Source organism: Antarctobacter albus, assembly GCF_900101505.1.
Classification (GTDB): domain Bacteria; phylum Pseudomonadota; class Alphaproteobacteria; order Rhodobacterales; family Rhodobacteraceae; genus Antarctobacter; species Antarctobacter albus.
The window spans coordinates 145,082-167,947 of sequence record NZ_FMZI01000011.1 but is presented as its reverse complement, the minus strand read 5'-3'; the positions used below and the strand labels follow the sequence as shown (position 1 = coordinate 167,947).

Below are 22,866 nucleotides of genomic sequence, written 5' to 3'. Positions count from 1 at the left end.
GCCCCAAGTTCAGGAGGTACGACATGTCAAAGGAACTGGAGGCGCGGCTCGAATCGTTGCGCGAGGAATTGGCGGCAGCCCAGGGCGAGGCGCGGGACGATCTTATGGAACACCTGGAACAAGCGGTTCTGGGGCTGGAAGGCGTCGGCGCCGAAATTCCCGCCTGGGCGCGCGAGATGGTTGAGGCGCATCACGAGGACGAAGCCGAGGACGGCTTTGACAACATGCCCGTCTGAATCGCGTTTCAGCGCGTTTCGGACGTGTCGGCCCGGGGTTAGACCAATAGCGCAGGGCAACGCCCGCCGTCGGCCATGCCGGCCGGGCGGATCTGCTTGTTGTCCCTCTTGGAAGGGCCTGAAAACGGCGGCCGCCGAAACGGATCGGTATTCCGGGATTGCCAGGCCCCGGCCCATCGGGGACTTTCGCCCCCTCGTCGCGCGCATCACGGGTGGCCCGAAGGGGCCAGGTGATCCGGTTTTCAGTGATCGATCGCGGGCAAGACTGCGCGCCGCGGGTTAAGGAAGGCTGACAGGACCGCGCGGTGCCTCGCGGGCCCGGACACGATCCGGCGCTTCAGCCCATGAAGATCCCAAGGATCACCATCATCAGGCCGATCACCGACAGGAACAGCGCGCCCATGTTCAGCGGCACGACCTTGCGCACCACCGCGCGCAGCTCTTCGTCCGACAGGTTCGCGCGCCGCGCGCTCCAGACACGGACGATGCACCAGACCAGCCCGGCCAGTCCCGCCACCGAGAGCGCCGCGCCTCCCCAGATCAGTGCCGCCATTGTCGCTGTCCCCCTGGATGTCTACGCCGCTGCGCCTAGCGCATGCCCGCCGCAGAGTGCAAGCCCCGGCTTGCGCGCTCTTGATGGGGGCCACGGGCCTGGGGTATCGAAGGACCCTATAAGGTCACGAGGCTGAAGAGGCAGACATGCAGGATACGGGAACCGACAGCTACGGCGTCGCCGCGGGCGAGCTCAAGCAGTTCATAGAGCGCGTCGAGCGGCTCGAAGAGGAAAAGAAGGAGGTCGCCGAGCAGATCAAGGAGGTCATGGCCGAGGCCAAGGGGCGCGGCTATGACACCAAGGTCATGCGCAAGGTGATCGCCCTGCGCAAGCGCGACGCCGACGACATCGCCGAGGAAGAGGCGGTTCTGGACATGTACAAGGCCGCGCTGGGCATGGGCTGAAGGTCACGGAGGGCAGGGCGGGCCGGGGTCCGGCGCGCTCTGCCCGGTTATTGAGCATTTTGCCCGCAACGGGATCAGCAGAGCCTTTCACGCCCGTTGCACCACTCGTCACGGCCCGTTAGCGTACCTGTTACAAGACAGTGATAGGGTGGACCGCACGGGCATGAACGATCAAGTCTATTTTGACGAGATGCTGGGCACGGAGGGCAAGGTACGCAGGCCCTACCAGCCCTTCAACACCTGGTTCGAAGGCGAGGATCCCAAGCATCTGCGCGCCAAGCAACGCGAGGCAGAGGACCTGTTCCGCCTCACGGGCATCACCTTCAACGTCTATGGAAGGGCCGAGGCAGAAGAACGGCTGATCCCCTTCGACATTATCCCGCGCATCATATCCGGCCGCGAGTGGCAAAAGCTGAGCCGTGGGATCGAACAGCGGGTGCGCGCGATCAATGCCTTTCTCTACGACATCTACCACGGCCAGGAGATCGTGAAGGCCGGGCGCCTGCCCGAAGAGATGATCTCTCGCAACGACGCCTTCCTGCCCGAGATGATCGGCATGCGCCCGCCGGGCGGGGTCTATACCCATATCGTCGGCATCGACCTGGTGCGCACGGGTCCGGACGAATTCTATGTCCTCGAGGACAACGCGCGCACACCCTCGGGCGTCAGCTACATGCTGGAAAACCGCGAGACCATGCTGCAGATGTTCCCCGAGCTCTTCTCGGAGAACCGAGTGCAGCCGGTGTCGACCTATCCCGGCGATCTCTACAATTCTCTGGCCGCCTGCGCGCCCGAGGGCCTCGGCCGCAAGCCCACCGTCGGCCTGTTGACGCCGGGGATCTACAACTCGGCCTATTTCGAACACAGCTTCCTTGCGGACGAGATGGGCGTCGAGCTGGTCGAGGGTCACGACCTGCGGGTCGAAGACGGTCGTCTTTGCATGCGCACGACCCTGGGGTACAAGCCGATCGACGTGCTGTATCGCCGGGTCGACGACGATTTCCTTGATCCGCTGACCTTCAACCCCGACAGTGCGCTGGGTGTGCCGGGGATCATGGATGTCTACCGCGCCGGCAATCTGACCATCGCCAACGCGCCCGGCACCGGCATCGCCGACGACAAGGCGATTTACAGCTACATGCCTGAAATCGTGGAGTTCTACACCGGGGAACGGCCCTTGCTTGAAAACGTGCCGACCTGGCGCTGTTCCGACAAGGAGTCGCTGGCCTACGTTCTGGACAACCTCAAGGAACTGGTCGTCAAGGAGGTGCACGGCTCTGGCGGCTACGGCATGCTGATCGGCCCCACCGCCACCAAGAAAGAGCTGGCCGAATTCCGCAAGAAGCTGGGAGCGCGGCCCGGAAATTACATCGCCCAGCCGACGCTGAGCCTGTCGACCGTGCCGATCTTTACCAAGTCGGGCCTGGCGCCGCGCCACGTCGACCTGCGGCCCTTCGTGATGGTCAGCCCCAAGGGGATCAATATCACGCCGGGCGGGCTGACCCGCGTGGCGCTGAAGAAGGGCTCGCTCGTGGTGAACTCCTCGCAGGGCGGGGGCACCAAGGACACCTGGGTGCTGGAGGACTGACGCGCGATGTTGGGAAAAACGGCAAACGGCCTGTTCTGGATGTACCGCGCGCTGGAGCGCGCCGAAAACACTGCCCGCCTGATCGAGACCGGACAGCGCATCGCACTGACCCGCATGGGCGCTTCGGACGAGGAATGGCGGTCCGTCCTGCAGTCGGCGGGCGCGCTGGACGGGTATACTGCGGGCCATGAGAAAGTGACCAAGGACGCGGCCATCGACTGGTTGCTGCGGTCGCGTGACAACCCGTCTTCGGTCCTCTCCTGTGTCGAACAGGCGCGGTTGAACGCCCGCATGGTGCGCACCGCCCTGACCGGCGAGGTCTGGGAGGCAATGAACGGCACCTACATGCGGGTCAAGGAGGTGCTGTCCCGCAAGGTCGGCGAACGCGACCTGCCACAGGTGCTGGGCATGATCCGGCAACGCACCGGGCTGGTGCGCGGTGCCACCCACGGCACCATGCTGCGCAACGACATCTACGATTTCGCGCGCATCGGCACCTTCCTGGAACGGGCCGACAACACCGCGCGCATCATTGACGTGAAATACTATGTCCTGCTGCCATCGGTCACGGCGGTGGGGACCTCCATCGACAACGTGCAGTGGGAAACCATCCTGCGTTCCGTCTCGGGGCAGGGGGGCTACCGGATGGAATACGGCGGTTCGACGGAGCCGCGCGACATCGCGCAGTTCCTGATCCTGAACCGCCGGATGCCGCGCTCGCTGGCCTTTTGCGCGCGCAAGCTGCGGGACAACCTCGGATTCCTGGGGGGGGACTATGGTGAACGTGCGGCCTCTTACGCCAAGATCGACCATATCGACCGCGCTTACCTGAGTTTCGACATCGACGCGGTGTTCGACTACGGCCTGCACGAGTACATCCAGAAGATGCTGTTGCTGCTGGGTGACCTCGGGCGCCAGATCGAAGTCGACTACCGGTTCTACGAATGACTGCCCAGAGGCCCCGATGAACCTGACCATCCGCCACATCACCCGCTACCGTTTCGAAGAACCGGTGAGCTTTGGCCTGCAACAGCTGCGCAAGACACCCAAGTCGCGGCACAGCCAGAACGTGCTGCGCTGGGAGACCTCCGTCACCGGCGGCACGCAGGCGCTGTCCTATACCGACCATCACCAGAACACCGTTGATCTGATCGAGATCGAGCGCGGCGCGCAGGAACTGGTCATCACCTGCGAGGGTGAGGTCGAACTGGCCGACAACCACGGCGTCGTGGGCCGCCACCTGGGCCCGGCGCCGCTCTGGCTTTACCGCCGGGTAACGCCGCAGACCAAGGCGGGGCAGGGCGTGCGCGCGCTGGTCCGCAGCGTGTCGGGCGATACCGAGCTGGACCGCGCCCACGCCCTGATGGCGGCGGTGGCCGAGGCCGTGACATACGAGGTCGGATCCTCCGAATCCGACTGGACCGCCGAGGAAGCGCTCTCTGCGGGCCGGGGCGTCTGCCAGGACCATACCCATGTCTTCATCGCCTGCGCCCGCGAAATGGGCCTGCCGGCGCGCTACGTCTCTGGCTACCTGATGCTGGATCACACCACGGAACAGGACGCCATGCACGCCTGGGCAGAGGCACATCTGCCGGGTCTTGGCTGGGTCGGTTTCGACTGTTCGAACAGCATTTCGCCTGACCAGCGCTATGTCCGCGTGGCCACCGGCATGGATTACCACGACGCGGCACCGGTGCGCGGCACCCGTCAGGGCGGCGCGCTGGAGGCGCTGGACGTGGAAATAGAGGTTGCCCAGCAGTAATCGCGAGGCGGCCCGGGCGGCACGTCCCGCCACGGAATCCGTGCTGCCCGGAACTGGCGCTTGTCGGCTCCCTGTCCTGACCGTAGAAGGCCTCTGGATACGGGCAGGAAAGGCACGCGCGGGATGACCTATTGCGTTGGGATGATGCTGAACCGGGGGTTGGTCTTCATGTCCGACACCCGCACCAATGCCGGGCTCGACAATATCTCGACCTACGGCAAGATGAAGATCTGGGAAGCCGAGGGTGATCGTGTGATCACCCTGCTCAGCGCAGGCAACCTTGCCACGACCCAGGCCGTGGTCAGCGAGCTTGACGAACGCGTCAAGGCACATGGCGAGCGTAACCCTTCGGTGCTGGAGTCCGCCTCGATGTACCAGGTGGCGCGGCTGGTGGCCGACACACTGCGGGACGTGATCGCGCGCCATTCGGATACCGGCCAGCGCGCCTCGTCGGTGTTCAACGCCACGCTGATCCTGGGCGGACAGATCGCCGGCGGCCCGCCGCGCCTGTTCCTGATCTATCCCGAGGGAAATTTCATCGAGGCAGGGCCGGACACGCCCTTTTTCCAGATCGGCGAGATCAAGTACGGTCGCCCGATCCTGGTACGGGCCTACGATCCCGACCTGGATTTCAACGAGGCCATGAAGCTGTTGCTGGTGAGTTTCGACAGCACGGTCAAGGCCAACCTGACCGTGGGCGCGCCCTTTGACTATCACCTTTACACGGTAGACAGCCTGGTGCGCGGCGACACCGGGCGGGTCGAGCAGGACGATCCCTATTTTCAGACCATCAGCCAGGGCTGGGGTGATGCATTGAAACAGGCTTTGGACAGCCTGCCGGCCTTCGGGTCGATGTCCGGCAACTAGGTTAAGGGCGCGGCCCTCCGACCGCGCCTTTCAGAATGGCTTGACGGGACCCCGCCGTGCGGCAAACCACGACCGGCAGGTGTGTGCCATACGGTCAGCCGGCCTCCTGGATGGTGGCCAGGAAGAAAACCAGTTCGAGAATCCGGGCCTGTGCCGACGGCATGTCCGTCTGACCGCCGCCGTATTCGCCTTGCTGCGCAATGATCTCGGCATTGAACCGGTTGCCCCAGATCGGCATCTCGCTGGTGCCATGCGCGCGAGTCTGGCCAGCATCGGCAATGAGGTCATAGACCTGTTGCGCCGGAAACTGGCCGCCGTTGCGCTCTGATATCCTCGTCAGGTCAGATGGCGCGGACTTGAGGTAGTCGAGGATCGGACCGCCCCCTTTTCCGTCCGTGCCGTGACAGACGGCGCAGTTCGCCTGGAACGCCTCTTTCCCGATCTCCTGGGACAGGGCCGCGACAGGCAGTGAAAGAAAACCCAAAAGCACCGGAAAAACAATCTTAGCGGATTTCGACATGATTTCCTCCCGAGTGACTGGCCGGGCATCAGGGCCGACCATGCCCCGAACGGTAGGCAGGGGGGCGAAGGCGCACATTGATCCCGATCATGGCAGAGAGGTGAAACCCGTGGTTTCAGGGCGTGAGCAGCCGCACACCCTCCATCGCGGAGATGACTTCGAGGTCATCCTCGTAGAGTTCCGTCAGCATGTCGACGTAAGGCCCGTCCCAGCCGTCAAGGTCCAGCTCTTCCTCCATCGCCTCGTCCAACGCGTACTTGTCGAGAAAGGCCATCATCACGCGCCGCTTCTGCGATTCCGTGATCGTGGGGTTTTCCTTGAGGAAGGCGCGGAACCGCTGCATCCCCTCGCGCGAGATGATCTGCGAGTAGAGGTCGAAGGCGCCGGTGATCTTGCGGTTGAGCTTGATGCCGGCCAATTCGCGGATGATCTGCCCCCAGAGAAAGGGGGTGTCCTCGTTGCACCACAGCACGACCGGCAGGTCCGGCTGCGCGCCCTTGATGCGCCGGATCAGGTCGGACCAGCGGAACCGCATCGGGTTCACGCCTTCCATGAAACCGGCGAATGTCTTGTGTGGGGTTGCGGCAAAGGCGGCGGGCAGGAAGCTTGCCGGGTCGCGCAGCCCCATGAACAGCTGCACCTCGTCGCCCTCGAAGGCCTGCATGAAACTGGTCAGGCGTTCCTCGGCCCGGTGGTAGATGTAGCCGTTCTGGAACATCAGCTTGGGCACGGAAAAGAAGTTGTCGTTTGAAAGGACAAGGCGCGAGATCTGGCCCGAATCCTCTTGCAGGATAGCATCCAGCAAGAGATCGCGCGTGCCCGGTTCAGGGATGCCGCCGCGCAGCTTGTTCAAGGCCTCGGTCAGCAGGGTGCGGTATTTCGACGGGCCGGGAATGGCCACGCCTTCGTGGCGCCAGGCCTCTGCGTTGCGCAGAAGCCCCTTGAGAAGGCGGTCGTCATCGGTGCAGTGGACGCCGGTGTGAAGAATGACCTGCATGGGCTTTGTTTGTCGTTGGCTCGGCGCGCAGTATAGCGGGCTTGACGGCGGGGAAAACCGCGGGTGTCGCAAAGCGGCGCATGGGTGACATCTGCGCCGCAAGAGATGAAAATCGAGGCTTTCTTTGCGCCGCGAGTCAGGCTAAACACCGCCCACGCCGAGACGCACCCCAGTGGGTTCGCGGCCCGGTGCCCCTATAGCTCAGCTGGTAGAGCAACTGATTTGTAATCAGTAGGTCCGCGGTTCGAGTCCGTGTGGGGGCACCATTAATGTCCTGACAATAAACAGAATTCCTGAAATTCGCGGTGGCGTCCGTCCGAGCGTCCGAGTTCGTCCAACTCGGACGGAGCCTTTTCAGGGCGCGGCTTTCTGTTCTTCGAACAAATCAGCGCGCCGCTTCGCTTCTTCTTCGGCCATGTCGGCCGCTGAGCGCAGTCGATCTGCCGCCGTGGCCCAGGCGCCGTCTTTCGCGTAGGTCTCGGCCAGCTCGATGAGCTGGAAAAAGCGGGTTCTGTTCATCGGTCCATCCCTCCGGGTCAGCTGGACTGCGGGAAATCGGGGACGCGCGGCCCCCAAGTGAAAGCGTCGATAAGCTGGCTTGGGGCGATCCCGGTGACGTGGACGCGGAACTCGTCGTCGTCTTGGCCATAGTTCTCATCGACGTGCACGACCTCGAAGTTGGTAGAGGCCCAGTCCTCACTCTCCGGTTCTTCTCGAGGATGGACCAGCTTGGCCCAATAGAAGCCGGGTTCTGTTGGTGTCGGGTAGCTCATGTCGGTCTCCTTCTAGGTTGCTTGCCAAATTGCAGCCGCCTGCGCGCCGGCATCGCGGTCCAGAGATTTCATCGCCCAGGCCCGCCAGTCCTCGTTCGGCGTTTCCCCGTCCAGCAGGGCATCGCATCCCAGCCCGGCACCTATCAGGACGGCGGCGGCCTGGGCTGCCCTGACCTTGCCGTGGCGTTCGGTGATCATCGGCGCGTATCTCTCCGGGTTTTCGACCAGTCCGCAGGTGAAGGCGGGCAGGCGCATTTCGAGTGCGGGACACCGCTCGCCGGGGCCAAAGACGATCTGTCCGAGCGGGCACCGTTGATCCGCGCAGCATCCGCCGCAGCCGTTGCAGGGGCTGCCGTGAGGTGGCTTGGTCAGCATCATTCGTCTGCCAATGACAGCGCAATTGCGTTGCACAATGTGCGGACGCGCTCCCGGTCCTCGCCACTCAGATAGTCGGCCACGGCATTGTCATCGACGCCGACCAAGGCGATTGCCGCCAAGGCATAGGCCAGTTCTTCCTCGTCGTTGGCCAACTGGTTGCCGATTTCACCGCCGGATACGGTGTGTGACAGGTGGATCATGCCAGCTCCTTCCGAAGTTGATTGTAGATCGCAGGGTGAACAATCAGCCGGTTGCCCAGGCGCAGCGCAGCGGGGACGCGGTAGGTCCAGCTGCCATACTTTCCGATCACGCGGCGCCGGCGGCGCTTGGACCATTTCTTGTCTGGAAACCTCGGCCTTACCTCGGTGGCGTGGGGTGAAACCGTGATCGGCATTCCGCCAAAGGTTGGAAACAGGTTGAACATATCAGGGTGCCTTGATCCCTGTCACCGTTGCCTCACCGTCGCGGACGTAGACGGCAAAACCGGCGCCGTCCTCCAGTAGCGTGGCGAAATGGCCCAGGTTTTCCGCCAGAAGACTGGAAAGTTTCATGCTGTCGATACTGGCCTCGTCCATCTTTTCGCGCGAAAAGGCGGCAGGTTCGGTTTGGTCGCTCCCCGGAATCAATGAGATTTTCTTCATCTGTCTCTCCTAGCTGCTTTTCTTTCGGCCCTCGGTGCCCGGGCGCTTGATGGCCTGGACAGCGCGCAGGGCGGTGTCGAATTGGCTGGGCATGTAGACCTCGCCCAGGCCGGCGTCGGTGTCGGCCGAGTTGCCCAGCACGTCCGCCACGTCCTCGCGCAGGGCACCGGCGGCGCGGGCCAGTACGCCGAAGGTGCGGCGCAGGTCGCGGAATTGCAGGGCCGGGCTCAGCAGCGACGGGCAGCTCTTCGCGGCCGTCGCGCGGATCGTGGCCCAGCGTTTGCGGAACAGGTCGAGGCTGTAGGGCTGGCCCGTGGCCTCGTCCCGCAGCAGTGTCTCTGCGCCCTCGGGGGCGGCGTCGATCAGCGCCTGGACGCGGGCGGCGGCCTCGGGGTGCAGCGGCACGCTGCCCAGGTTGCCGCGCTTGGACCGGCGCAGGTGCCAGACCGTGACGGGCGAGCCGTCGAGCTGCAGCGTGTTCGAGCGGTGGAAGTCTGCGATCCGCGCGCCCGCCACGTCGCTTTGCCGCTGGCCGGTGAACAGGGCCAGGGCGATGGCGCAGGCCATGTTGTGCATGTCCAGCCGCTCGGCCGTGGTCAGCAGGGCGTCGATTTCCGCCCAGCTGGCGTGTCGCTTGCGGCGGGTGGCGCCGGGCATCCCCAGCCCTCGGCAGGGGTTGGAATTCTCGGGGCGCCAGCCCAGGCGCTCGGCATGGGTGAACAGGACCGAAAAGCTGCGGATCAGCTTGCCGGCATAGGTCGGGCTGCGGGTGTGCAGGGTTTCCCACCAGGTGTAGATCACGGGCTTGGTGAAGCTGGCGACGGGCTGGGTGCCCCACTTTTCCACGATCACGCGAAAGTCGGCCTCGTAGCCGGTGCGGGTGGCATCGGCCAGCTTCCCGAACCGGGGCGCGCGTTTGTAGGTTTCGACCAGGGCGGCGATGGTGCGGCCGCCGGAGCTGACCGGGGCGGGCTGCGCCTGGCCGGACGCCTCGGCCTTGAGCCGCTTTGCCTCGCGCAGGGACCAGGTGGGGCGGGCGGCGTCCAGCTCGGCCGGGGCCGCGCCCTCTGCCCGCTCGGCGCCGGTCGGTTCCCACCAGACCCGCCAGCTGCCATCACTGCGCTTGCGCTGGCGCAGGCCCAGCCCGCGCGGGAGCTTGTCGAAAGGGGCTTTGGTCATGTCGTCACTCCGCTTGCGGAGTGACCCCCGGCAGGCGCATCGTCTTGCGATGCGGCCGAGAGGGGCGCCGGCAACTGGTCGACGTTCTGGCGGTGGACGCTGAAAGTGTAGGCGGCCACCCACGGGTTGACGTCCCAGCCGAAGCCGCGCGGGGCGTTCAGGCTGTCCCAGAGGTCGCGGAAAGCGTCTCGTGGTGTCAGACCGCCGTTGGGATGAAGCGTCAGCGCCCCCTCGGCGCAAGCGTCCTTCGCGTCTATCTCCTGCATCCTCTGCACGCGCACGTCCGTCACGATCAGCGTCAGGCGAGAGGCCCAGCGGGGCATGAACATACTTGGCCGCGCCCGCCCCGACAGGTCATCGACGCTCCCTGCATGGGCGTAGACTGCTCCATCTGCGATGAACTGCACAGGCTCCTCACCGCCCATTTCGCTGGGTTTGAGGTCGTCGTAGTGCCGTGATGTGTGCCACGCTTCCCGCACCCAGAGGCGGTCTCCGATGGCGTAGGGCAGGCGCAGCTCTTGATGAACGTCGCCGGTCTCGGCGTCCCCGGTCCACCAACGCCCGTCCTCACTGAACATGGCATCGAACGGCTCCGGCTGCGGCTTCAACACCCGCCTGGTCTGGGTCTTCCTACCGTCCAGTAGGGCGCGGACCATAGGGCCGCTGAAAAGAATGGGCTGTTCCATCACGGCGCCCACGGCGAAATGTCGGCGCGCCTGCAGGGCGTGCAGAGACGGTTGTGCGGGCCTTCGGAGGCGAAGCGCGTGCCGCAGCAGAGGCAGGACCGCACCTTGGAGGCGGCGCGGCGGCGGATCTTGTCCAGCCGGATTTCCGCCTCTGCCCTGAAACTGTAGCGCCCGGTGACGGGATCGCCGCTGGCGTCCACGACATACCAGCCATTCCCCAGGTGATCGACGGCGAGGGTGTCGGTTGCGGTGGTCACGTCCGCCCCCCCGCCCCCTCCAGCCGCTCCCGCAGCTGCGCGGTGTCGGCCTGTTCGGTGCTGTCGGTGGTGGATGCCTCGACCAGGCGGCAGGCCGCGATCACCACGGCGTCGTCATGGGCGGCAATGTCGGCCAGGACCGCGCGGGCGTACCAGAGTTGATCCGCGCCCTCGGTCATGACGTCACCCCACTTGCGGGGTGACCTCCGGCAGGCGCATCGTCTTGCGATGCTGCCGAGAGGTACGTCACCCCGCTTGCGGTGCGGCTGGTCTGGAACAGCGGGGCGGCGGGCGGCGTGTCTTCGGGCGCCATGCCGGAGATTTCCAGGGCGCTGTCCCAGGCGCCGTAGACCCATTCGCGCAGGGCGGTCATGGCCTCGGCCTCGGGCAGGTCGTTGTCCTCGACCCGGTGGACCAGGGCAGAGGTGAATTCATCGGTGGTCAGCGGGGCGCCCAAGGGGGCGCAGGTCAGGTCTTGCATGTTGGTCCTTTCGGGCTGTGGGGGTTAGCGGCGCGCTTCGCGCATCAGGTAGACGACATTGCCGCCGCCGGGCGGCGGGCCTGCCGGGCTGTCCAGCTGGTCAAGCCAGGCCTCGACGGCAGAGCGGCGCCAGATCATCGGGCGGCGGCTGGTGGGCAGCGGGGCGGGAAAGCCCTCGTCCTTTTCCAGGCGGTCGCGCTGGCGCAGGAAGGCCGCGCCACGGGGCAGGCCGATCAGCTGGGCCACGGTCGAGGCCGTGATGAATTCGCGGGGGCGGGTTGCGGCCTGCTCAGTCATTCATCCGCTCCAGCTGGACCTGGCCGCGCCGGAGGGCGGCGGCAAAATCGTCCTGCGTCTCGGTCGGTGGATCGTCCCGCAGCCGCGCCACCAGGGCGCGCAGCCCGAAGGCGAAAGCGCCGGCCAGTGCAGCGGCCAGCGCGATAAAAAAGATGGGGTGAGCCTGCATTGTCTGCCCTCGTTTCTTGGTTTGCCCCGCGCGCGGCCTGCGCGGGGTCCGTGAGTGGTTCGGGCACGCGGTGGATTGAATTGGGGGTCCGCGCGGGCCGCCCCGTGGGAAAGCGTCAGCCGTAGAACCCGAGCTGCTGCGCCTTGGCGAGGTCGGCCGTGAACTGCAGTCGTTCCGTCAGGATCGTGCGCGGCGTCAGCAGCTTGGCATCATCGGGATCGTTCGAGGCGTGATGCGCGGTGGCCAGCAGCTGGGCGCACCAGGTCTGCATCGTGTCGAGCGCGTACATGACGCCGCGCACGGCCTGTTCGTCCTTGGGCAGGACCGGCAGCTTGTTCGCGGGCGGCAGGGCCATGACGGGCACGCGGCCGGCGGTGTTGTAGAGCGCCAGCAGCTGCGCGATGGCCGGGGCGGGGTGGGGCGCGGTCATGCGCCTGCCTCGTCGTCCTGCAGGTCGAACAGGCGGACCACCTTGGGATCGCTCAGGTCGTGCAGGATTTCGAGGTTCTTGCGACGCTGCAGCAGCTCGGCGGCGATGGTCCCGGCGGTGTGGTAGATCAGCGCGGCTTCGCTATCGACCAGCTGGCCGGACTTTTTCACGCGGGCGCCGATCTCGGCCACCATCTGCAGGGTCTGATTGTCGATGTGCGTGAGAGCGAAACCCTCGGGGGCTTCCTGTTTGAGAGGCATAATTCCAACTCCTGGGGCTTGTCAGATGCCCAAGAGTTAGGGGTGCGCATCGCTCACTGTCAACTCAAAATTTGAGTTACCCTCAAATTATGGTTGGGTATGCCTATCCGACCTTTGGCGCCAGGAGGCAAGGATTACGCCTCGCACAACAACGTTTTGGCCGTCCACGAACAGGACGCGCTGGTGTTCCTGTTCCGGTGATGCGGCCACCAGGACGGGCGTTTCGAAGCGGCGCAGCAGTGTTTTTGCCGTGCCGCTCTGGGCGTCATAGTGCTGTGCGATGACGGTATCTCCAGAGCGCGCACGCTCGGCGGCGTTGGTGTCCACCAGGATCGCGTCTCCGGGCAGGTAGCCTGCCAGGCACAGCGCGTTGGTGCGCACGGTCCAGACGTCAACGCCGGGTTTCCCGCCGCCCATGATCTCGGCAATGCTTTGTGTTTTCTGGGCTTTTCCGCCCTGTCCGACAAAGGGTGCGGCGTCGCCGTCCGAAAACCCATGCGCGACCGCGCGGGCCGTGGGCTGGTCGAGCATGCCCGCGTGGCTCATTACCTCGTCCAGCGGTGCATCCATCACTTCGGCAAAGGCGCGCGCCCAGTCGAGCGACATGGCTTGCTTGCCCGCGAGGATATGCGAGACATTCGAGCGGTGCCGCCCGGCTGCCAGTGCGACATCCTCGGCCGTCTTGCGCTTAATCTTGAGTTGTCGTCTGAACCAGTCCGCTTCCATTTTCCCTAGGTACGCACCGCTCACACAAATTTCTTGTGAGAAGTCCACAAAAAACTTGCGCTCCGCTCAAACTGCGGTCTAGGTGTTGTGCATGAGTGAGACATTTACACCATTGGAAGTGGCCGAACGCATCATCGGGGGTATCCCGGTGCTGGCGGTCATTTGCGGCCTGGATGCCAAGGCGCCCTATCACTGGCGCCGGGCGGCGCAGGGTCGGGCCGCCGGGTATATCCCGATCAACCGGGCGGGCCAGCTGTGGCGCTACTGCGAGGCGCGCAAGTTGCCGATGCGGCCGGAATGGCTGTTGGTGGGCGCCACCTCCGATGAGGTCGAGGCGGCGCTGTCGGCGCCGGTGGCGGCGGAATGAGGATCGGCGGGGCATCGTGCGGTTGCCCCGGCGGGGCGCGGCCGGGGCTGTTTTCATTCCCTGGGGCCAAGGCCGCGCCCGAGAATTTGCATCCGGTGGGGCGTTTTGAACAAGCCGCGTCCCGCCGTGATCCGCGCCGGGCGGGTGGGGATGTTGCCGCCCGGCGCATGGATTTCTGGAAACGGGATCATCCGCCGCGCGGGAACCGGGGCCATGCCGCGTGAGGCCGTGGCCCTCAAACTGCGTGCCCTCGCGGTGGCGCTGAGCCTCAAGGCCGACACGCTGGACCCGCACGAGTTGGAGGCGCTGCGGCGCCAGGCCGAGGGGATGCTGCAGCTGCCGGTGGCGCGGGCGGCACGCGGATTTTGCGAACAGGTGATCGAGGCGCGGGCGGATCGGCCGCGCCAGGTGGAGCTGGCGGCGGACATGCTTCGCTACCTGGAGCTGGCGACCATGCCGGATGTGCCCGGCGCGGACAGGAGGGATTTGAATGGCTGACATGAACGCGCCGATGAGTACGGCGGATCACGTTCTTTGCAATGCCGCGCTGGCGCTGGTGCTGCAGCTGGTCGAGGACCACGGCGAACGGGCGATGCTGCTGGACGTTCTGGCGACAGAGGCCAGCAAGGCCAGCGCCCTGAATTCCAAGGTCGAGGAAGTGGCCCTCGCGGCCGAGGATCTGCGCACCATCGGCCTGCACGGGCGCGGACCGGGATCGCCGGAATGGGCCAGCGCGCGGCACCGGCTGCAGCGTGCCCTGCAACAGTGGGCCATGTGGCGGCTGGGTGTCGCCCTGGACCGGGTGCGCGCCGGAAAGGCGGTGGCGTGATGGGGATGCTGGAGGATCTGATTGCCATGCGCGAGGCGGATCTGCGCTTGGCCGAGGCCTGGATGGATCTGGTGAATGCGCTGTCCGACCACGCCGAGGCGCTGGAGAAGGACGGCGTGCGGCTGGAGGTTAAACCCTGGAAGGGCAAGCTGGCGCTGGATCTGCGCCTGGTGGGTCCGCCGAAGGCCCTGCCGGTGCCTGCCCCGGCCCCCGAGCCGGGGCCTGTCCCGGACGGTGATCCGGTGCCCGCCCCGGCCCCCGAGCCGGGGCCGTCCGCTGCCCCGAAAACCGGAGACTGGACCGAGGACGAGGATCGGGAGCTGCTGGCGCTGGATGCGCAGGGCCATCCCGTCAAGGCGGTGATCGCCCCGCGCCTGGGCCGCAGCTGGCAGGCGGTCGGGCTGCGTCTCAAGAAGCTGAAAGAGGAACGGGCCGAGGCGCCCGCCCCGGACACTGATCCTGTGCCGGAGCCGACCCCCGAGCCGGAACCTGCCCCTGCCCCGGCGCCCTGTTCTGTCGCAACAGGTCGATATGCGCTCAACCTGGATGCCCTGCCCACGGCGCGGGAAAAGGCGGCGGAACGGCGGTTGCGGGCGATTGGCTATCCCAGCCCCTTCACCCCGTCCAGTGACCTGAAACTGGTGGAGGCGCTGGGGGCCGGTAGCAGCATGGATGCGGCGGCGCGGTCAACCGGCCTGTCACCGGCGCAGGCGCGGGGCCGCTGGAAGGCGCTCTTGCCCGAGGTCACGCTGGAAAACCAGACGGCGCTTTTGAAGATCCTCAAGCTGCGGGTGGAGCTGGCGGAGGAATGACCCATATCGACGCACGCAAAGCCCTGTTGGCGAAGGTGAAGGCGGGAAAGGCGGTATCCGCGCACGATGCGAGCCGCATTTGGCCCAACGGATACGCCCATGCAGTCAATGCTTCGCTTGGCTCTCTAGATGCAGCCGAGGCGCTGCACGAGGCGGTGTTGCCGGATTGGGATTGGGACATTTTCAACCGTGGCGGCATTTCGCAGGCGATGCTGGATCTGGATCGTGGCGACGACTTGAAGCCAATCATCAAGACCGGCTGTTGCGAAGCCCCTTCGGTGGCCTGGTTGATCGCCATCGTGGAGGCCGAGATCTGGCAAGAGACCGCCGCCCTCTCGGCGGCATCGCAGGGCGATGCACCTGCCGGGGGTCCCTTCGCAGGCAAAGGGATGACATGACCCGGCAGACCTATTCCATCGACCAGATCAAGAACATGCTGCTGGATCGGCTGGGGGACGTGGTGTATCACTACGCGCCCCCGGCCTCTGGCAGTTATACCCATCACGGCCTCTATTTCACGCTGAACCCGGGCCGTGCGGATCGCAGCGTGGGCAGTTTCTGCATCCACATGGGCGGGGCCAAGGCGGGGCGCTGGATCGACTACGCGATGGCCCCGCGCGGGGGAGAGCGGACCAGCTGCGCCAGCGGCGACGTGCTGGATCTGATCGGCCTGTCCCTGGGCCTGAGTGATCCCGGCGAGATCCTGAAAGAGGCGCGGGCCTTCCTGGGGCTGGAAACCATCAGCCCCGAGGTCCGGCGCCAGCGCGAACGGTCGGCGGCCGAGGCCAAGCGGCGGCGCGAGGACCAGGCGCGGCGCGATGCGCTGGAGGCGGAAAAGCGCGCGCGCCGGGCGCAGGCGCTGTGGCTGGAGGCCTCGCCCGAGCTGCGCGGCACGCCGGTTGACCACTACCTGCGCGATGCGCGGGGCATCGACCTGTCGGCCCTGGGCCGCGCGCCCGGTGTCCTGCGGTTTCATCCCGCCTGCTGGTATCAGCACACCGACAAGGAAACGGGCGAGGTGATCGAGGGGCGTTTCCCGGCGATGCTGGCCGCCGTCTGTGATCGCAAGGGCGGTTTCGCCGCGGTGCATCGGACCTACCTGGGGCGCGGTCGCGGCGGCGCCTGGGGCAAGGCGGATCTGCCCGAACCCAAGAAGGTCATGGGCGACTATCGGGGTGCTGCCATCAACATCTGGCGCGGCACCGGCCCGCGTGGCGGCAAGCCCGCCAGCCTGCCGCAATGCCCGCCCGGTTCCCATGTGTTCATTGCCGAGGGGATCGAGGACGCGCTGAGCGTGGTCGTGCTGCGCCCGGCGGTGCGCGTGATCGCGGCCATCAGCCTGTCGAACATGGGCGGCGTCGAGCTGCCGCGCAACGTGGCGCGGGTGACGCTGGTGGCGGACCTGGACGAACACGAACAGGCGCAAAAGGCGCTGGCCCGCGCGGTGGAGCTGCACCGCAAGGCGGGCCGCGAGGTGCGGCTGTTCCAGAACCGATGGGGCGGCAAAGACCTCAACGACGCGCTGAGGCAGGCGCTGGAGGCAGAGCGGGAAAAAGAGGACGCAGATGACTGAGCATTCAGCACGGGGGGTTACGGCCACTGAATTGGTGGCAGAGCTGGAGCAGGAATTTCGGACCGGGGCCGCCATTGCGGAATGCCACGGGCCGGGGACGCGGTTTGTCGTCTCGCTGGGCGTTGATCTGTTGCCTGCGCAGGGGCGCGAGGTGGCGGCGCTGCTGGCGCGGGCGCGGACGGCGAAAGCCGAGGCTGAGGCGCAGGCGGGGGCGCAGCTTTGGGGCGAATTGGACAACAAGTTGCTTGAAAAGGCAAAGGCGGCGCGCGCCGAGGCGGCCCAGATATTGCGCCGGGCGACCTGGCACATTGGTTTGAGTGTCTCTCTCTCTGCGGTCGGTCTGGTGATGAGCCTCGTGGTCCTTTGGGCCGCCGCCCATGTCTGACGGAACGGACAACCGCCCCGTCTCCATCGAGGACGTGGGCCGGGCGCTGGACGAGGCGCCCACGGTCGGCGGGCCGGTCATGTCCGGGGCGCCGCCTGCGAACGGCGGCGGCGGGCGCGACGGCGACCGGGCGGCGGGCGAGATTTTCGACAACTGCCCGGTCAAGCCGCTGGGGGTGAACGGCAAGTATGCCTTTTTCCTGGATGCCCTGGGCCAGCTGCGCGCGATCGACAACATGAACGCGCAGAACATCCAGTCTCTTTTCGGCTCTGCCATTCCAAGGCTCTGCTGGCAGTTCCCGCAGTGGAAGAAAAACGAGGGCGAGCTGGAGCGGGTGCGCAACCGTTTCGACCAGACCACGGCCAGCCTGACCATGTGGCAGGCGGCGGCGGAATGCGGCGTGTTCGATCCTGACAACGCGGTGCGCGGCGTGGGCGCCTGGCAGGATGATGACGGCGGCCTGGTCTATCACATGGGCGACCGCGTGCTGTACGGCGGCGAGGTGCTGGGGCCGGGCCGGATCGGCGGGCATATCTACCCGGCGGCGGGGGCCATCCCGCACCCTGAACCGGGCGGGCCTGACCCGGTGGCAGAGATTGAACAGGTGCTGGCGACCTGGGCCTGGTCGAACCGGGATCTGCATCCGGTCGCGGCCCTGGGCATGATCGGGGTGATGATGCTCTGCGGGGCGCTGGACTGGCGCCCGGTGTTCTGGATGACGGCGGCGGCGGGGTCCGGCAAGTCCGAGTTCCAGCGGTTCCTGGCGATGCTGCACGGGGATCGCGGGCTGGTCCAGTCCACGGACGTCACCAAGTCGGGCCTCACCAGCCAGTTGAAACAGTCCAGCCTGCCGGTGGCGGTGGATGAGCTGGAGCCGGGCGACGAACGGTCCAGCAAGGAAAAGGACATTGTGACGCTGGCCCGGGTGGCGGCCTCTGGTGGCCAGTGGCTGCGCGGATCGGCGGACCAGACCGGCGTCGGCGGCAAGGTTTACTCGGCCTTCCTGTTCAGCTCGATCCTGATCCCCGGCATCATGAAAACGCAGGACATTCAGCGCCTGATCCGGCTGGACCTCGATCCGCTGCCACCTGGTCAGGCCAAGCTGGGGCTGCAGCCGCGCACCTGGCGGGCGCGGGGCGCGCGGCTCAAGGCGCGGTTGATCGCGCGCTGGCCCAGCTGGCAGGACCGGCTGTCGGCCTGGCGGCAGGCGCTGGAGCTGCAGGGCGTCATGGGGCGCGATGCGGACAACTGGTCAACCGTTCTTGCGATGGCGGACATGTGCCAGAGCGAGGCGATTGCCAGCCCGGACATGATGGCGCCGCTGTGCCGCAAGGTGGCGTTCCAGCAGGCGGCCACGAAAGAGGACGTCACCAACGACGCCGAGGCGATGCTGTTGCACCTCATGGGGCAGGATTTCGACACGTTCCGGCGCGGCGAGATTTTCACGGTCGGCCAATGGGTCGCGGCGGCGGCCTGTCAGCCTGGCGCACCGGAAAACCTGATTAGTGAGGCGGTGGACGGTCAGCGGGAACGGCAGAGCAAGCACAACGCCAAGCTGGCAAAGGTGGGGCTGCGCGTCTCGGGCTTTGGCGATGAGGCGCAACTGTTCATTGCGAACAAGCAGATACAGGGCCTGAAAAACCTGTTCAAGGACAGCGATTTTCACAGCGGCGTCTGGTCACAATCGGCGCGGCGCGTGCCCGGTGCAGAGCCGTCCCCGCACCCCCTGACGCTGGCCGGTATCCGGTCGCGGGGCTACTGGATACCGCTCAAGTCCATCGCCGGGATGAGCAATTTCCCGATGGATCGGGACGGCGGATCACCCGAGGCGCGCGGGGCTGCGCTGGATGATGACCTGGAGCATTTCTGATGCGGTGGGGGTCATACCAGGCGGGGCGCCGCGCGGTATCTGTCAAGGCACGTCAGTTCAGCTTCGCCACCAGCACAACGAGGATCAGGCCACCCAGGATAACCAGCGGCAGGGGCACGAATGGTGGATTGCGGCTGCCCTCCTTCGATTTCGGCGCCTTTCCAGAGGGTTCTCCGGGGGCCGTTGGGCTGCGTGGCATGGTGGCGTCGATGTTCGCCAGGTCCTCTGCCAGCAGCTTGGCGCGTTCCCGCTCTGACCATGCCAGGCTGCGCTTCAGCCGCGATGTGGCCTCGTTCACAGCCTTGGAATACGCCTCTTCGGCCACCTTGAGGCGCAGGGCCTCGGCCTCGATTGCGCTGTTGTCGGTGGCTCCTGCCTCTCCACGGACCGCGTGTCCGATCCGCACCGCTGCGACGGTGGCGATCACCCCGACCGCCTCGGATTGGCGATCTACGAAGGCCGTCTCTGCCTCGGTCAGCTCGGTGGCGTGGCGGTCCAGCGCGGCCTGTACGTTGTCCGTGTGGAACTTGTTTATCGTTTTCATGCGGTCGACCAGCTTGTCGTGCATGAAATCCTCGATTGCCGAACGCTCGGCCATTGGCGCACCCCGCATCACTCACTTTTCGGCCCATTGGGCGCAGTGCACCGGATCAAGTCAAGCGCGCGCCCGGTCGCGTCCTCCCGGCCCTCCTGTCCGCCGGTCCCACGCGTGCCGCTTGTCCCCCACCCCGATCTGTGCCACGATTTTCGCGCGGATTTCGGCCCTGCTGTCGGGTCCGGGGCACAACGGCGCACAGATGCGGCTTTCTGGTGTTGTGCCCTCTGTTGTGGGGGATTTCCCTGCACTATCAACCGCTTACCCTTCACCCACAACGGCACAACGGCAAACGCCGCCCCTCGCATATGTGTGCACATGCGCGCGCGCGCGTATGCGTATCTCTCTCTCTTTCCGTTGTGGCGTTGTAGATAGGTATCAAGTCACTGGAATTGCAGGGAAATTGCCCACAACACAGCCCACAACAGGGCCTGAAAGCGTTGTGCCTGCCGTTGTGGGTGGCGGTCGAAAATCGTGCAAGCCTTTGATCTGCAATAAAAAACGGGGGTTTTAGTCGAGCCATGACGCGAAGTGAGCGGGAAACCGAACAGCTGGCGCGCGATGCGGCGGAGCGGATCGACAAGGACCAGGCGCGAGGCGAACAGCTCGGCCTGTTGCCGGAGCCTGAGTTGCCGCAGATCGGCGGGCAGGGCGCGGGTGACGGCGGCGGGAAGGTGGGTCGGCCTGCTGGCGCGAAGAACAAGGGCAGCTCGCAGCTGCGCGAGTGGATGGCGGCGCGCGGGTTGCGGATGCCGGAAGAGGTCATTGCCGAAATGGCGGGGCTGCGGGCCACGGGCCTCGATGCCTTCGGGTTCGCCCTGGCGCAGACCGAACGGCTGCTGGCCCATGTGGGCGAGACGGCAGAGAACCGGATCTGGACGCCGGACAAGGGCCATGTGGTGCTGGCGGATGCCTGGAAGCCCTCGCCTTCGGAGTTCATCGACACATTCCGGTTTTTCTACGGGATGGCGCGGCAGGCGGCTGCGGACCTGATGCCCTATGGCACGCCCAAGGCCTCGCCGGATGTGAACGTCAACCAGGCGGTGTTCGTCAACGTGCCTGGTGGGCCTTCGGCGCCTGCGGATCGCGGCGCCCAGGCGCGCGATGTGACGCCCTCGGCGCGTCGGATGGCACCGGCGGACGTGCGGCACGGAATGCAGGAAAATCAAGGGGTTGGCGATGGGCGCGACGGACAGTCGGACGGGCAAACTCGGACGGATGGCACAAATGATTGAAAACGCGGCACAATTCGGCACGGTCCCACTGATTGAAAATCAGTTGCCCACCCTCGGGCCGGTGCGGATCGCGCGCGCCCTGGTCGAGGGGGCGACGACCCCCCGGGGGGGGCCGTCCGGCCTTGGATGCCTGCCCGTCCCGCCGACCCCGTACACCATTCCGGCCAGCCGGAGGGGCGGAAATTGAGCGCGATGCTGGATCTGTGGGGCTGGGGTCGGGGGTGCGCCTGGGCGGCACCGGACGGGGGGTCCGGGGGTGCATCTGCCGGTCCATCGGCCAAGGTCGATTGGGAAGGTCTGGATGCGAAAGAGGCACTGACCACGCTAGGCGACACCTCGCCCGGCGGCAACCCCTATTCCGATGGTGCCGACCTGCAGGAGTTCCTGTCGGGCCAGGCCGAGGTCACGTTCCCCGGCCCGATCTCGGAGGCGTTCTACTGGTCGGACGCGGATGTGATCGGCATCCAGGGGCCGGTCGGATCGGGCAAGACCACGACGCTGCTGAAATCGCGACTGCGGCGGGCCATCATGATGCCGCGCAGCACTATCGACGGCTGGCGGCGGTACAAATGCGTGTTCGCGCGGGAAACCTATCGCCAGCTGTGGTCAACCACGATCCCCAGCTACCTGGAGACCTTCCCCAAGAGCTGGGGCGACTGGTCGGGCGGGCGCGGCGATCCCGTGACCCATGTGATGCAGTTCGAGGATGCGCACGGGCCAATCGAGTTCGTCAGCGAGTTCATGGCCTATGGCGACAACCTGATCGCCTCGATGCGCGGGATGCAGACCACCGACCTGCTGCTGAACGAGGCGGACACCCAGGCCGAGGAAACCTTTGGCGTGGGGATCGGACGGATGGATCGCTGGCCCGGGCGTCAGCATTTCGCCGGGCTTCCGCGCGAGCTGACCAGCTACGGGCAGGTGGCCTGCGACTTCAACGCGCCCGATGAGGAAAACTGGACCTACAAGCTGTTCCACGACGAGGCCGAGCGCGCCAAGATCCTGGCGGACGTCGAGGATGACGAGGGCAACGCCGCCGGGGGCGTCAGGATCGAGTTCTACCGCCAGCCGGGCTTTGGCGAGGCGGGCTGTGAGAACCTGCAGAACCTGGGCGACAAGTATTACCCGCGCCAGATCCGCTCGAACATCGCCATCGGGCGCGGGGATCTGAACGACAGGCTGGTTTACAACAAGATCACCTACCTGCGGGCCGGTGAACCCGTGTTCAAGCGCGAGTTTTCCCCCCGCATCCACGTCTCGGAACGGCCCTTGGAGGTCGATCCGCAACTGCCGCTGCTGGTGGGGCTTGACCAGGGGTTCAAGGGCGCCGCCGTGGTGGCTCAGCTGCGCGGGTTCTACCGTTGGCGCATCCTGGCAGAGCTGCATTTCCCGCAGGAACGGCTGATGGCGCAGGTTTTCGGCCAGCGGCTGCGCGACCTGCTGGAGGATCGCTTTCCCGGCGCCTGGGTCGAGGCCGGCTGGGGCGACATGGCGGGCGAACACGGGTCATCGACGGCGACGGATGAGAACGCGACCTGGAACCTGCTGGTGGGCCGCGCCGCGGGCTTTCACGTCCGGCCCCAGGTGGTGGGCACCAACCGCATCCAGCCCCGGCTGGAGGCCGTGCGCGCCGCGCTGGAGGCCCCGATAGAGGCCGGGGAGCCGGGTATCCTGATTGATCCCAGCTGCCGGATGCTGCGGCGGGGCTTTGCCGCCCGTTACGTCTGGGCCGATGAGGTCGATCCCAGCGGCGACAAGCGCAAGGTGCCGAACAAGCGGTTCACGGAGGCCAACGTGATGGATGCGCTGCAGTACCTGCTGCTTGGCCAGCACCGGGGCGATGGCCTCAGCCCCTATGCGTCCCGGCTGGGCGACCAGCGGCAGGACCGGGCGGGCGGGGGCGTCAGGCGCAAACCCGGCCAGCCCGATCCCGGCGGGCTGCAGACCGGCTGGGACGTGCTGAACCCCTACGGAAACTGAAGAACCACGAAAGGAG

36 protein-coding genes and 1 tRNA gene are annotated in these 22,866 nt (G+C 66.2%); 17 read left to right on the top strand and 20 right to left on the bottom strand.

Going from position 1 to position 22,866, the window contains the following annotated elements:
* Window positions 1–23: 23 nt before the first annotated feature.
* Complete coding sequence (locus BLQ71_RS19020) at window positions 24–236, top strand: hypothetical protein (RefSeq protein ID WP_043146419.1); 213 nt, start codon at window positions 24–26, stop codon at window positions 234–236.
* 337 nt (window positions 237–573) lie between these two features.
* On the opposite strand, the gene BLQ71_RS19015 is transcribed toward BLQ71_RS19020, so the two are convergent.
* Window positions 574–789 (bottom strand): hypothetical protein, encoded by a 216-nt coding sequence (locus tag BLQ71_RS19015; RefSeq protein ID WP_043146418.1) that lies wholly within the window; start codon window positions 787–789, stop codon window positions 574–576.
* Window positions 790–935: 146 nt separating this feature from the next.
* On the opposite strand from BLQ71_RS19015, the gene BLQ71_RS19010 reads away from it, so the two are divergent.
* From BLQ71_RS19010 to BLQ71_RS18990, 5 genes are all read left to right on the top strand, one after another.
* A complete protein-coding gene (locus BLQ71_RS19010) occupies window positions 936–1,193 on the top strand; it encodes a DUF2312 domain-containing protein (protein ID WP_043146416.1) in 258 nt (85 codons plus the stop codon).
* A 163-nt stretch (window positions 1,194–1,356) separates the two neighbouring features.
* Window positions 1,357–2,781 carry a circularly permuted type 2 ATP-grasp protein gene (locus BLQ71_RS19005; RefSeq protein ID WP_074622876.1) on the top strand — a complete coding sequence of 475 codons (1,425 nt, stop codon included), beginning with the start codon at window positions 1,357–1,359 and terminating at the stop codon, window positions 2,779–2,781.
* 6 nt (window positions 2,782–2,787) lie between these two features.
* Window positions 2,788–3,729 carry an alpha-E domain-containing protein gene (locus BLQ71_RS19000; RefSeq protein WP_043146414.1) on the top strand — a complete coding sequence of 314 codons (942 nt, stop codon included), beginning with the start codon at window positions 2,788–2,790 and terminating at the stop codon, window positions 3,727–3,729.
* Window positions 3,730–3,745: 16 nt separating this feature from the next.
* On the top strand, window positions 3,746–4,543 hold the full coding sequence (locus BLQ71_RS18995; protein WP_074622858.1) for a transglutaminase family protein: 798 nt from the start codon (window positions 3,746–3,748) through the stop codon (window positions 4,541–4,543).
* A gap of 123 nt (window positions 4,544–4,666) precedes the next feature.
* On the top strand, window positions 4,667–5,410 hold the full coding sequence (locus BLQ71_RS18990; RefSeq protein ID WP_043146412.1) for a proteasome-type protease: 744 nt from the start codon (window positions 4,667–4,669) through the stop codon (window positions 5,408–5,410).
* Between the two features lie 94 nt (window positions 5,411–5,504).
* On the opposite strand, the gene BLQ71_RS18985 is transcribed toward BLQ71_RS18990, so the two are convergent.
* Both BLQ71_RS18985 and BLQ71_RS18980 read right to left on the bottom strand, forming a co-directional pair.
* The gene (locus tag BLQ71_RS18985) at window positions 5,505–6,008 is read right to left on the bottom strand and encodes a c-type cytochrome (RefSeq protein WP_083342305.1); all 504 of its coding nucleotides are present in this window, start codon (window positions 6,006–6,008) and stop codon (window positions 5,505–5,507) included.
* A gap of 37 nt (window positions 6,009–6,045) precedes the next feature.
* The gene (locus BLQ71_RS18980) at window positions 6,046–6,927 is read right to left on the bottom strand and encodes a hypothetical protein (RefSeq protein ID WP_074622856.1); all 882 of its coding nucleotides are present in this window, start codon (window positions 6,925–6,927) and stop codon (window positions 6,046–6,048) included.
* A gap of 190 nt (window positions 6,928–7,117) precedes the next feature.
* On the opposite strand from BLQ71_RS18980, the gene BLQ71_RS18975 reads away from it, so the two are divergent.
* Window positions 7,118–7,193 (top strand) — tRNA-Thr (locus BLQ71_RS18975).
* An 88-nt stretch (window positions 7,194–7,281) separates the two neighbouring features.
* On the opposite strand, the gene BLQ71_RS26490 is transcribed toward BLQ71_RS18975, so the two are convergent.
* The 16 genes from BLQ71_RS26490 to BLQ71_RS18905 all read right to left on the bottom strand — a co-directional run bounded on the left by BLQ71_RS26490 (window position 7,282) and on the right by BLQ71_RS18905 (window position 13,204).
* A complete protein-coding gene (locus BLQ71_RS26490; protein WP_157923318.1) occupies window positions 7,282–7,446 on the bottom strand; it encodes a hypothetical protein in 165 nt (54 codons plus the stop codon).
* A gap of 17 nt (window positions 7,447–7,463) precedes the next feature.
* Window positions 7,464–7,700: a hypothetical protein gene (locus BLQ71_RS18970; RefSeq protein ID WP_074622855.1), complete on the bottom strand. Its 237-nt coding sequence runs from the start codon at window positions 7,698–7,700 to the stop codon at window positions 7,464–7,466.
* A gap of 12 nt (window positions 7,701–7,712) precedes the next feature.
* The gene (locus tag BLQ71_RS26485) at window positions 7,713–7,898 is read right to left on the bottom strand and encodes a hypothetical protein (RefSeq protein ID WP_175459252.1); all 186 of its coding nucleotides are present in this window, start codon (window positions 7,896–7,898) and stop codon (window positions 7,713–7,715) included.
* A gap of 176 nt (window positions 7,899–8,074) precedes the next feature.
* Window positions 8,075–8,278, bottom strand: a complete 204-nt coding sequence (locus BLQ71_RS18960; RefSeq protein ID WP_074622853.1) for a hypothetical protein — start codon at window positions 8,276–8,278, stop codon at window positions 8,075–8,077.
* The gene (locus BLQ71_RS18955; RefSeq protein ID WP_074622852.1) at window positions 8,275–8,502 is read right to left on the bottom strand and encodes a hypothetical protein; all 228 of its coding nucleotides are present in this window, start codon (window positions 8,500–8,502) and stop codon (window positions 8,275–8,277) included. The genes BLQ71_RS18960 and BLQ71_RS18955 overlap by 4 nt, the downstream gene beginning before the upstream one ends.
* Before the next feature lies 1 nt (window position 8,503).
* Entirely contained in the window at window positions 8,504–8,719 is a 216-nt protein-coding gene (locus BLQ71_RS18950; protein WP_074622851.1) for a hypothetical protein, read from the bottom strand.
* Between the two features lie 9 nt (window positions 8,720–8,728).
* Window positions 8,729–9,898 (bottom strand): tyrosine-type recombinase/integrase, encoded by a 1,170-nt coding sequence (locus tag BLQ71_RS18945; RefSeq protein WP_074622850.1) that lies wholly within the window; start codon window positions 9,896–9,898, stop codon window positions 8,729–8,731.
* Window positions 9,895–10,509 carry a hypothetical protein gene (locus BLQ71_RS18940; protein WP_175459251.1) on the bottom strand — a complete coding sequence of 205 codons (615 nt, stop codon included), beginning with the start codon at window positions 10,507–10,509 and terminating at the stop codon, window positions 9,895–9,897. The genes BLQ71_RS18945 and BLQ71_RS18940 overlap by 4 nt, the downstream gene beginning before the upstream one ends.
* Window positions 10,510–10,583: 74 nt before the next feature.
* A complete protein-coding gene (locus tag BLQ71_RS18935) occupies window positions 10,584–10,841 on the bottom strand; it encodes a hypothetical protein (protein ID WP_074622849.1) in 258 nt (85 codons plus the stop codon).
* Window positions 10,838–11,020 (bottom strand): hypothetical protein, encoded by a 183-nt coding sequence (locus tag BLQ71_RS18930; RefSeq protein WP_074622848.1) that lies wholly within the window; start codon window positions 11,018–11,020, stop codon window positions 10,838–10,840. The genes BLQ71_RS18935 and BLQ71_RS18930 overlap by 4 nt, the downstream gene beginning before the upstream one ends.
* Window positions 11,017–11,322 (bottom strand): hypothetical protein, encoded by a 306-nt coding sequence (locus BLQ71_RS18925; protein ID WP_074622847.1) that lies wholly within the window; start codon window positions 11,320–11,322, stop codon window positions 11,017–11,019. Before BLQ71_RS18925 ends, BLQ71_RS18930 begins: the two co-directional genes overlap by 4 nt.
* A 24-nt stretch (window positions 11,323–11,346) precedes the next feature.
* On the bottom strand, window positions 11,347–11,619 hold the full coding sequence (locus BLQ71_RS18920; RefSeq protein ID WP_074622846.1) for a helix-turn-helix transcriptional regulator: 273 nt from the start codon (window positions 11,617–11,619) through the stop codon (window positions 11,347–11,349).
* Window positions 11,612–11,788 (bottom strand): hypothetical protein, encoded by a 177-nt coding sequence (locus BLQ71_RS26480; RefSeq protein WP_157923319.1) that lies wholly within the window; start codon window positions 11,786–11,788, stop codon window positions 11,612–11,614. Before BLQ71_RS26480 ends, BLQ71_RS18920 begins: the two co-directional genes overlap by 8 nt.
* 115 nt (window positions 11,789–11,903) lie before the next feature.
* Window positions 11,904–12,218, bottom strand: a complete 315-nt coding sequence (locus BLQ71_RS18915; RefSeq protein WP_074622845.1) for a hypothetical protein — start codon at window positions 12,216–12,218, stop codon at window positions 11,904–11,906.
* Window positions 12,215–12,478, bottom strand: coding sequence for a hypothetical protein (locus BLQ71_RS18910; protein WP_043146396.1), 264 nt, complete (start codon window positions 12,476–12,478; stop codon window positions 12,215–12,217). The genes BLQ71_RS18915 and BLQ71_RS18910 overlap by 4 nt, the downstream gene beginning before the upstream one ends.
* 87 nt (window positions 12,479–12,565) lie before the next feature.
* Entirely contained in the window at window positions 12,566–13,204 is a 639-nt protein-coding gene (locus BLQ71_RS18905; protein WP_043146395.1) for a LexA family transcriptional regulator, read from the bottom strand.
* A 91-nt stretch (window positions 13,205–13,295) separates the two neighbouring features.
* Here BLQ71_RS18905 and BLQ71_RS18900 point away from each other — a divergent pair, with 91 nt between their 5' ends.
* The 8 genes from BLQ71_RS18900 to BLQ71_RS18865 all read left to right on the top strand — a co-directional run bounded on the left by BLQ71_RS18900 (window position 13,296) and on the right by BLQ71_RS18865 (window position 19,040).
* Window positions 13,296–13,571 (top strand): hypothetical protein, encoded by a 276-nt coding sequence (locus tag BLQ71_RS18900; RefSeq protein WP_133065838.1) that lies wholly within the window; start codon window positions 13,296–13,298, stop codon window positions 13,569–13,571.
* A 105-nt stretch (window positions 13,572–13,676) separates the two neighbouring features.
* A complete protein-coding gene (locus BLQ71_RS18895; RefSeq protein ID WP_074622843.1) occupies window positions 13,677–14,069 on the top strand; it encodes a hypothetical protein in 393 nt (130 codons plus the stop codon).
* Window positions 14,062–14,400: a hypothetical protein gene (locus BLQ71_RS18890; RefSeq protein WP_074622842.1), complete on the top strand. Its 339-nt coding sequence runs from the start codon at window positions 14,062–14,064 to the stop codon at window positions 14,398–14,400. Before BLQ71_RS18895 ends, BLQ71_RS18890 begins: the two co-directional genes overlap by 8 nt.
* Window positions 14,397–15,212: a hypothetical protein gene (locus BLQ71_RS26475; RefSeq protein ID WP_175459250.1), complete on the top strand. Its 816-nt coding sequence runs from the start codon at window positions 14,397–14,399 to the stop codon at window positions 15,210–15,212. Before BLQ71_RS18890 ends, BLQ71_RS26475 begins: the two co-directional genes overlap by 4 nt.
* Window positions 15,209–15,610 (top strand): hypothetical protein, encoded by a 402-nt coding sequence (locus BLQ71_RS18880; RefSeq protein WP_074622840.1) that lies wholly within the window; start codon window positions 15,209–15,211, stop codon window positions 15,608–15,610. Before BLQ71_RS26475 ends, BLQ71_RS18880 begins: the two co-directional genes overlap by 4 nt.
* On the top strand, window positions 15,607–16,785 hold the full coding sequence (locus tag BLQ71_RS18875; RefSeq protein ID WP_074622839.1) for a DUF7146 domain-containing protein: 1,179 nt from the start codon (window positions 15,607–15,609) through the stop codon (window positions 16,783–16,785). Before BLQ71_RS18880 ends, BLQ71_RS18875 begins: the two co-directional genes overlap by 4 nt.
* Window positions 16,778–17,170, top strand: a complete 393-nt coding sequence (locus BLQ71_RS18870; protein WP_074622838.1) for a hypothetical protein — start codon at window positions 16,778–16,780, stop codon at window positions 17,168–17,170. The genes BLQ71_RS18875 and BLQ71_RS18870 overlap by 8 nt, the downstream gene beginning before the upstream one ends.
* Window positions 17,163–19,040 (top strand): hypothetical protein, encoded by a 1,878-nt coding sequence (locus tag BLQ71_RS18865; protein ID WP_074622837.1) that lies wholly within the window; start codon window positions 17,163–17,165, stop codon window positions 19,038–19,040. Before BLQ71_RS18870 ends, BLQ71_RS18865 begins: the two co-directional genes overlap by 8 nt.
* A 52-nt stretch (window positions 19,041–19,092) precedes the next feature.
* Here BLQ71_RS18865 and BLQ71_RS18860 read toward each other — a convergent pair whose 3' ends face one another.
* Window positions 19,093–19,638 carry a hypothetical protein gene (locus tag BLQ71_RS18860; protein WP_074622836.1) on the bottom strand — a complete coding sequence of 182 codons (546 nt, stop codon included), beginning with the start codon at window positions 19,636–19,638 and terminating at the stop codon, window positions 19,093–19,095.
* Between the two features lie 518 nt (window positions 19,639–20,156).
* On the opposite strand from BLQ71_RS18860, the gene BLQ71_RS18855 reads away from it, so the two are divergent.
* Both BLQ71_RS18855 and BLQ71_RS18850 read left to right on the top strand, forming a co-directional pair.
* Entirely contained in the window at window positions 20,157–20,870 is a 714-nt protein-coding gene (locus BLQ71_RS18855; protein WP_074622835.1) for a hypothetical protein, read from the top strand.
* Window positions 20,871–21,053: 183 nt separating this feature from the next.
* Window positions 21,054–22,850, top strand: coding sequence for a terminase large subunit domain-containing protein (locus BLQ71_RS18850; RefSeq protein ID WP_175459249.1), 1,797 nt, complete (start codon window positions 21,054–21,056; stop codon window positions 22,848–22,850).
* Window positions 22,851–22,866 lie beyond the last annotated feature (16 nt).

Bases quoted from the DNA above. Each gene is read 5' to 3' on its own strand.
- BLQ71_RS18905 (WP_043146395.1), bottom strand. From the start codon at position 13,204: ATGGAAGCGGACTGGTTCAGACGACAACTCAAGATTAAGCGCAAGACG.
- BLQ71_RS19000 (WP_043146414.1), top strand. From the start codon at position 2,788: ATGTTGGGAAAAACGGCAAACGGCCTGTTCTGGATGTACCGCGCGCTG.
- BLQ71_RS18915 (WP_074622845.1), bottom strand. From the start codon at position 12,218: ATGACCGCGCCCCACCCCGCCCCGGCCATCGCGCAGCTGCTGGCGCTC.
- BLQ71_RS18985 (WP_083342305.1), bottom strand. From the start codon at position 6,008: ATGTGCGCCTTCGCCCCCCTGCCTACCGTTCGGGGCATGGTCGGCCCT.
- BLQ71_RS18955 (WP_074622852.1), bottom strand. From the start codon at position 8,502: ATGTTCAACCTGTTTCCAACCTTTGGCGGAATGCCGATCACGGTTTCA.
- BLQ71_RS18945 (WP_074622850.1), bottom strand. From the start codon at position 9,898: ATGACCAAAGCCCCTTTCGACAAGCTCCCGCGCGGGCTGGGCCTGCGC.
- BLQ71_RS19010 (WP_043146416.1), top strand. From the start codon at position 936: ATGCAGGATACGGGAACCGACAGCTACGGCGTCGCCGCGGGCGAGCTC.
- BLQ71_RS18870 (WP_074622838.1), top strand. From the start codon at position 16,778: ATGACTGAGCATTCAGCACGGGGGGTTACGGCCACTGAATTGGTGGCA.
- BLQ71_RS26490 (WP_157923318.1), bottom strand. From the start codon at position 7,446: ATGAACAGAACCCGCTTTTTCCAGCTCATCGAGCTGGCCGAGACCTAC.
- BLQ71_RS18930 (WP_074622848.1), bottom strand. From the start codon at position 11,020: ATGACCGAGGGCGCGGATCAACTCTGGTACGCCCGCGCGGTCCTGGCC.
- BLQ71_RS19020 (WP_043146419.1), top strand. From the start codon at position 24: ATGTCAAAGGAACTGGAGGCGCGGCTCGAATCGTTGCGCGAGGAATTG.
- BLQ71_RS18855 (WP_074622835.1), top strand. From the start codon at position 20,157: ATGACGCGAAGTGAGCGGGAAACCGAACAGCTGGCGCGCGATGCGGCG.
- BLQ71_RS18890 (WP_074622842.1), top strand. From the start codon at position 14,062: ATGGCTGACATGAACGCGCCGATGAGTACGGCGGATCACGTTCTTTGC.
- BLQ71_RS18980 (WP_074622856.1), bottom strand. From the start codon at position 6,927: ATGCAGGTCATTCTTCACACCGGCGTCCACTGCACCGATGACGACCGC.
- BLQ71_RS18865 (WP_074622837.1), top strand. From the start codon at position 17,163: ATGTCTGACGGAACGGACAACCGCCCCGTCTCCATCGAGGACGTGGGC.
- BLQ71_RS19005 (WP_074622876.1), top strand. From the start codon at position 1,357: ATGAACGATCAAGTCTATTTTGACGAGATGCTGGGCACGGAGGGCAAG.
- BLQ71_RS18910 (WP_043146396.1), bottom strand. From the start codon at position 12,478: ATGCCTCTCAAACAGGAAGCCCCCGAGGGTTTCGCTCTCACGCACATC.
- BLQ71_RS26485 (WP_175459252.1), bottom strand. From the start codon at position 7,898: ATGATCACCGAACGCCACGGCAAGGTCAGGGCAGCCCAGGCCGCCGCC.
- BLQ71_RS18900 (WP_133065838.1), top strand. From the start codon at position 13,296: ATGAGTGAGACATTTACACCATTGGAAGTGGCCGAACGCATCATCGGG.
- BLQ71_RS18920 (WP_074622846.1), bottom strand. From the start codon at position 11,619: ATGACTGAGCAGGCCGCAACCCGCCCCCGCGAATTCATCACGGCCTCG.
- BLQ71_RS18970 (WP_074622855.1), bottom strand. From the start codon at position 7,700: ATGAGCTACCCGACACCAACAGAACCCGGCTTCTATTGGGCCAAGCTG.
- BLQ71_RS18995 (WP_074622858.1), top strand. From the start codon at position 3,746: ATGAACCTGACCATCCGCCACATCACCCGCTACCGTTTCGAAGAACCG.
- BLQ71_RS18960 (WP_074622853.1), bottom strand. From the start codon at position 8,278: ATGATCCACCTGTCACACACCGTATCCGGCGGTGAAATCGGCAACCAG.
- BLQ71_RS18875 (WP_074622839.1), top strand. From the start codon at position 15,607: ATGACCCGGCAGACCTATTCCATCGACCAGATCAAGAACATGCTGCTG.
- BLQ71_RS18950 (WP_074622851.1), bottom strand. From the start codon at position 8,719: ATGAAGAAAATCTCATTGATTCCGGGGAGCGACCAAACCGAACCTGCC.
- BLQ71_RS19015 (WP_043146418.1), bottom strand. From the start codon at position 789: ATGGCGGCACTGATCTGGGGAGGCGCGGCGCTCTCGGTGGCGGGACTG.
- BLQ71_RS18860 (WP_074622836.1), bottom strand. From the start codon at position 19,638: ATGGCCGAGCGTTCGGCAATCGAGGATTTCATGCACGACAAGCTGGTC.
- BLQ71_RS18990 (WP_043146412.1), top strand. From the start codon at position 4,667: ATGACCTATTGCGTTGGGATGATGCTGAACCGGGGGTTGGTCTTCATG.
- BLQ71_RS18925 (WP_074622847.1), bottom strand. From the start codon at position 11,322: ATGCAAGACCTGACCTGCGCCCCCTTGGGCGCCCCGCTGACCACCGAT.
- BLQ71_RS26480 (WP_157923319.1), bottom strand. From the start codon at position 11,788: ATGCAGGCTCACCCCATCTTTTTTATCGCGCTGGCCGCTGCACTGGCC.
- BLQ71_RS18880 (WP_074622840.1), top strand. From the start codon at position 15,209: ATGACCCATATCGACGCACGCAAAGCCCTGTTGGCGAAGGTGAAGGCG.